Source organism: Spongiactinospora gelatinilytica, assembly GCF_003236385.1.
GTDB lineage: Bacteria > Actinomycetota > Actinomycetes > Streptosporangiales > Streptosporangiaceae > Spongiactinospora > Spongiactinospora gelatinilytica.
In genome coordinates, this window is record NZ_POUA01000434.1 from 1 (window position 1) to 5,918 (window position 5,918).

The following is a 5,918-nucleotide window of genomic DNA, read 5'->3' on the forward strand; positions in this document are numbered from 1 at the left end:
AACCCCCACCGCCCCTCCGGGGCGCCGCCCCCGCCTTCGGCGGGAGAAGGGCGCTTCGCGCCAAGGGTCCGCCTCCGGCGGAAGAACGCGCTTCGCGCCGTAGGTCCGCCCTGCGGCGGGAGCGCGCTCCGCGCAGCGTGTCGCCTTCGGCGGGAGAAGGGCGCTTCGCGCCAAGGGTCCGCCTCCGGCGGAAAGTTGCGCTTCGCGCTAAGGGTCCGCCTCCGGCGGGGTGGCGCGCTTTGCCTGCCGTCGCGCTACCGCGCGCAATGGTCCTCGCTGACGCTCGGCCTGTTCTCCCCATGTCGGGCTTCGCCCGACGCTAGCGCCCCTAGCCGGTCACCCGCACCCGGCGATCCGCTGGCAACACCACTCACAAGACAGATGATAGAAGTGGATCATCGACAAACCCCGACATCGCAACACGGCAACTCGGCTGTATCCTTGCTGCTCACGAAGGGTGCACCTCCATACGCGTGGGGGTGCACCGTCTCATGGTCGGTCACGGCCGGACTCGCCTGCGTGCTTCCCACATGCGTGAGGGTGAACCGGTGGCGCTGGCGGTGGTCGTGAAGGTCGGCTTGTGCTCCCCACACGCGTGGGGGTGACCCGCAAAGCATCGCAGGCACCCACAGGGCATGGCGTTGCTGCCATGCGTATGGGGATGAACCAGTATGTCAGCCGGGATCGTGAGTGGCTGGCTGTACCCTACGCGTGTTGGGGGTGGGTGTATTCCCCTTGGTCACGATAGCCCCTGGCGAGGTGCTCCCCAATGAGCGCGATCGCTGGCAGACGACGATATGTGCCCATCGCACCTGCGGGGAGACGGGGGCTGATCTCGGCTGGCAACCCCTGCTCGAGGATGCCCTTCCCGGCGCGGTGGCCCACAGCCTCGTGGGCGACCTTGGGACCCCATGTGCTTCTGCTCTGCTCCCATGGAATCGTCCCCTTCTAGAAGCAGTTGCCCCGCCCTCAGTCTGAGGTTCAGATAGCCGAAGTTGGTGCTGGAACGGGTCGCGTCCGTGGGGTGGTGGAACTTCCCGCAGCCGGAGCGGCCGCTCTACGCGATGTCCGATCTGAACGTTCCTATTTACACCACTCGGCGGGACACCATCCCGGGCATCATGCGCGGCATGGGGGCTGATAACGAAGACCCGTCGTACTGGCTCCGCACACACATGAAGCCCTGCCGCATGTGCATGGCATTGGCGTGGAGCCTAGCGATCGTCCGGTGACCCACACTGCGGGAGGGGCCTTGGCCAGGAGAGCGGGCGACCAGGCGCGGAGTCGAAGTGCTGGCGTGCCGGTTTCCGACAAAATGGTCGCCTCGCTCAGTCGATCGATCGCCTGCAGGCAGGTGCCGGATACGGCCGTCACTGTCAGCACGGCTGACACCTCAGACATGGTGATAGCCCCAAGCGCGTCCACCGATCAGCCGGCCGAGGTCGGCGCCACGCGGCGTGGGGGATCACCTCAGAGCCCATGGCATCGTTGCCGCCGCAAGTGTACGATCACTCGAATAGGATCTGCGTGTGCCTCGGACGCCAGAAGATCACTTCGCTCAGGCTGCGCACCGTCACTACGAAGATGCGGTCTACCTGCATGACGATGGCCGACTGCCCAACGCCGACCATCACTACGGCTTCTCCGTAGAATGCGCACTGAAAAGTCTCCTACTGCGGCACCTGAACGCAACGACGGCACCATACAAGCCTGGCGGGATGCCGGTCCCCTGGCCATGGACTCGCGATTCGAGTGGCAAGCCCAAGAAGCATGGGCACCTGCCCGATCTCTGGTCCGAGGTGGCGACACTCGCCCGTGGTCGGTCCGGTAACACCCTGGCTGCTATGTTGAACTCCAGCACACCGTTCGCTACCTGGGACGTTGCCCACCGCTACCACGGCGGCCCCATGCTCAGCAGCACTACGATGAACGAACGCAAAGCCGCCGCGACCCAGATCCTCACCCTGCATCAGCAGACCCTCATCACGGGGGTACTTCAATGACTCCTTCAGGTGGCATCGTCCGATTTGACGATGCGCGACCCATTGCCCTCGCCATTGCACGCGAGGCGGTGACCGAAGGCCTTGACGGCGTCCTGATCCGCGATGTCTTGGGGCGTTTCTGTCTGGCACTCGACGACAGGCACAGGGAATTGCCAGAAGAGGCCGTCGCAAGGTGGCGAGCTGAACTAACGGAACGCCTGGGCCTGTACGCTGCCCCGAACACCATACTTCGAGCGTCCGAGCTATTCGCGGCAGAGGCTGTATTCGACTCCCCCCGTATACTCGATGAGCCGGAGCTGGCTGGTCATTTTGGGCCAGGACGCATCCGTACGTTGGACAACACCGTGGTAGGCGAAGACTGGTCCCATGTCACAATACCGTCGCCGCTCGAAAGCGGTATTCAGACGGCGCGGGTGGCGCTGTACGGGTTCAAGGGCGGCGTTGGCCGCTCCACAGCCGCGTACATGCTCGGCAAGCACCTCGCCGACCGGGGCTGGTGTGTTCTTGTCGTGGACCTCGACCTGGAGTCACCCGGTTCAGGCGCCCTCCTTCTCAATGAGGAGGCTGCACCTCAATACGGCTTGGTCGACCATCTCGTCGAATTCGCCCTCCGCAATGCCGAAGGACTGGATCTGGTGGAGCGAGCTTCCGGCGTGTCGATCACCGGGAACGGCGAGTTGTGGGTGGCCCCCGCGCGGGGGCGGGGATCGGGTAATGCGCCATACGCTTATGTGGACAAACTTAATCGCGTCTACTCGGATGCGGTCGGCGGCGCGCTCCCCTCTTTTGCCGACCGGCTCGAATGCGCTGTGTCAGCTTGCGGGATGGCCGTCGCGGAACGAAGTCGTCAGCCTGATGTCATTCTACTCGACAGTCGAGCCGGTATTCATGATATCGCTGCCATTGCGATCTCACGGCTTTGTGATCTCGCACTGCTCTTCGGCTCCGATAACAGCCAGACTTGGCAAGGCTACGGCGACCTGTTTGCAGCGTGGAGGTCGTCAGGTCAGGCCGAGGCCATCCGTGAAAAGCTCCGCATGGTTGCGTCAATGGTTCCGGATAAAAGGCGTGCCGACTACCTGGGAACATTTCGTGATCATGCTTGGACATGCTTCTCGGTACTTTACGACGACCTACCGCCAGGTGACATGTCCGGCTTCAACCCAAGCCCTGAGGATACTGCGGCTCCACACTATCCCATTCCGATCTTGTTCAGCCTGGACCTGGTCGGCCTCGACGGAGCAGCCAATCCCGGATGGAGCGAACAGACCTTTGCACAGGCCGCGTATGAAGAGTTCTTGGACACGGCCATGCGTCTAATCACCGAAGGACTGCAGTGATCAAAGACATCGGAGTCGGGGAGCTGCGCATACTTCTCAGCACCTCGCTGGCGAGCGCCCAGGATGCGGACACCATCGTGCCTTCCGTAAGCACGCTCTTCACTCCGGACAGTCACCGGCTTGCCCTCGATGTCGATGCCACCGTCGTAAAGGGTGGGCGCGGCGTGGGCAAGACCTTCTGGTTTCGTTCACTGCTCGACGACCGGCTGCGCTCGGTGGCATCTCACGAGTACCGCATCGACCGGCTGACCCGAGTGACGGCCCACGCCGGGTACGGCGCGGACAATGCTCCTGAGCGCTACCCCGGATCTGCGGAGCTTCGCAGCCTCGTGGACAGTGGCGCCCTTCCCTGGGATCTGTGGAACACGGTGCTGCTGGTTGCGCTTGGCGTTCCAGACCTGAGGGGAATCCCCGCATGGAAGGACCGGATTAGGTGGGTACGAGAGCATCCCGCCGAACGGGATCGCACCATAGCGGAAGCGGACCGCCGGGCTGCGAATGATGGCACCTTGCTGCTGGTGCTCTTCGACGCGCTGGAGCACCTCCATCGCGACCGGCGGCAGGCAGAGCAACTAGTGGTCGGTATCCTGCAGCTCGCCTTGGAGCTCCGACTCAGTACACGCCATATTCGATTCAAGATCTTTATTAGACCCGATATGTTCGACGGAGCGCTTCTCTCTTTTCCGGACGCTTCAAAGCTCACCGCGAACGCGGCCAGCCTCAGATGGTCGCCAGCAAATTTGTACGGACTGCTGTTTCAGTATCTTGGGAACAGTGGGTCCGCTGTGGCAGAACGATTCCGGGCGCTGATTCCAGGCTGGGTAGAGGCTCCCCTCGGGCGACATCTTCCACCACCGCGACTGCTCGGCGATGAGAAGCAACAGGCCGAGCTGTTCACTGCGATCGCCGGGCCGTATATGGGTGCCAATTTTCGTAAGGGTCACACCTATACCTGGCTTCCGAACCACTTGATGGATGGTACCGAGCAGGTCAGCCCGCGCAGTTTTCTGAGCGCTTTGGTCAAAGCCGTGGAAGAGACCACCGCACAGTACGCGGCGCACGAGTACGCCATTCACCATGAGGGAATTCGACGTGGTGTGCAGGCCGCATCGACAACCCGCGTGGAAGAGATCAAGGAAGATCTGCCGTGGGTGCAGGTCGCCATCGACCCCTTGGCGGGGCAGCAGGTGCCGATCGACGAGAGCACCGTGATCGATCTGTGGACCGACTATGGACTCACCGAAGCCCTGCAGCAGGAGACCACATATGGCGTCGGGAGTGAGCAGGTGAGGACCGGGCCACGGTACTCGGAGCAATACCCCAAGCTCGTTGAGGAACTGATCGAACTCGGTGTGATGCGACGCCGTAGAGACGGCCGTATCGACCTACCCGATGTCTACCGTATTGCTTTCTCGATCGGCCGCAAGGGCGGTGTGCCAAAAGTTAGGTCGTAGCCCGGCGACGTAGGCCGGGCAGGACCCACCCTTCTGCCGCGGAACTGGATGAGCCTGCACCCCTCCCTCGTGCCATTCGCCCCGGTCACCCAAGAGGGCGGAGTCCGTCGAAGGATGTACGTCGATTCATCACCTGTGACGAGGTGATGCCCCCCGGCCCCGGCCATCATCGAAGCAACGGGGGTTCAAAAGGGGGAAAGCTTCGTGATCATAGCGATCATCATCGCCTGTGAGATCGGGTTCTGGGCCCTGCTCGGGCTTGGCCTGGCCGCCCGCTACCTGTGGCGGATGCGGCGGCTCAGCAATGTTCTCCTGCTGAGCCTCCCACTGCTCGACGTGATCCTGCTCGTCGCAGCCGTGATCGACATGCGCTCAGGGGCCGTGGGAAGCATCCAACACGGCCTTGCCGCCGCCTACATCGCGTACTCCATCATGTTCGGCCACCGCACCATCAAATGGGCCGACGCGAAGTTCGCGCATCGTTTCGCCGGAGGTCCGCCGCCGCGCAAGCCGCCCACAGAGAAGCGGGCCAGGGCACGCTACGAGTGGGGCGTCTGGCTGCGCATCCTGGCCGCCTACGCGATCACCTGTGCCGTGCTGCTCGGCGTCGTCTGGATGGTCGATGACCATTCGCGTACTTCGGCCCTCATCGAGTTCATGGCGAACCTGGCCAAGGTCCCGCTCATCGCGATCGTCTGGCCCGTCAGTTACTCGTACCAAGCCTCCCGCAAGCCGGCGGATTCCCCATCGGAGGAGACCACCGCCGAATCGCCGAGGCAGTGATGGAGACCGGCTTACGCCCCAGGGCACTGGCCGGCCTGGGCGTTCTGGCCGCGCTCATCGCCGGGCTCGGCATGCTCTGGGCCGCCGCCATTCTCAGCGGCAACCGGTACGTAGCGCTGACCATGGCCGCCCTCGCAACCGCGGCGGTCGCCTGGTGGGCGCTACGGCGCGTGGCGACCGCACCCGTGAGGCGCTGGACGGCGATCATCATCACCGCATCAGAACGGGCGGCCCTGGCCATGCCGATGTTCGGCGGCCCGCCGTCCCAGCCGATCCCGCCCGGGCCCCGAACACGGTACTTCGACCTGCCCACCGGCTCGCGCATCGCCTACACCCAC

6 protein-coding genes are annotated in these 5,918 nt (G+C 63.7%); all 6 read left to right on the top strand.

Annotation, left to right across the window (positions count from 1 at the left end):
* Positions 1-998 precede the first annotated feature (998 nt).
* On the top strand, positions 999-1,232 hold the full coding sequence (locus C1I98_RS33950) for a hypothetical protein (protein ID WP_111171429.1): 234 nt from the start codon (positions 999-1,001) through the stop codon (positions 1,230-1,232).
* Between the two features lie 297 nt (positions 1,233-1,529).
* Positions 1,530-2,003, top strand: a complete 474-nt coding sequence (locus C1I98_RS40860) for a hypothetical protein (RefSeq protein WP_146607808.1) — start codon at positions 1,530-1,532, stop codon at positions 2,001-2,003.
* Complete coding sequence (locus C1I98_RS33955; RefSeq protein ID WP_111171430.1) at positions 2,000-3,343, top strand: KGGVGR-motif variant AAA ATPase; 1,344 nt, start codon at positions 2,000-2,002, stop codon at positions 3,341-3,343. The genes C1I98_RS40860 and C1I98_RS33955 overlap by 4 nt, the downstream gene beginning before the upstream one ends.
* Positions 3,340-4,797: a hypothetical protein gene (locus tag C1I98_RS33960; RefSeq protein WP_111171431.1), complete on the top strand. Its 1,458-nt coding sequence runs from the start codon at positions 3,340-3,342 to the stop codon at positions 4,795-4,797. Before C1I98_RS33955 ends, C1I98_RS33960 begins: the two co-directional genes overlap by 4 nt.
* Positions 4,798-5,001: 204 nt before the next feature.
* A complete protein-coding gene (locus C1I98_RS33965) occupies positions 5,002-5,580 on the top strand; it encodes a hypothetical protein (protein ID WP_111171432.1) in 579 nt (192 codons plus the stop codon).
* The coding region (locus C1I98_RS33970) for a hypothetical protein (RefSeq protein ID WP_199537426.1) at positions 5,580-5,918 on the top strand (339 nt) is incomplete at its 3' end. The genes C1I98_RS33965 and C1I98_RS33970, both read left to right, overlap by 1 nt.

Excerpts from the sequence above, each read along its gene's own strand:
- C1I98_RS33955 (WP_111171430.1), top strand. The coding sequence starts at position 2,000 with ATGACTCCTTCAGGTGGCATCGTCCGATTTGACGATGCGCGACCCATT.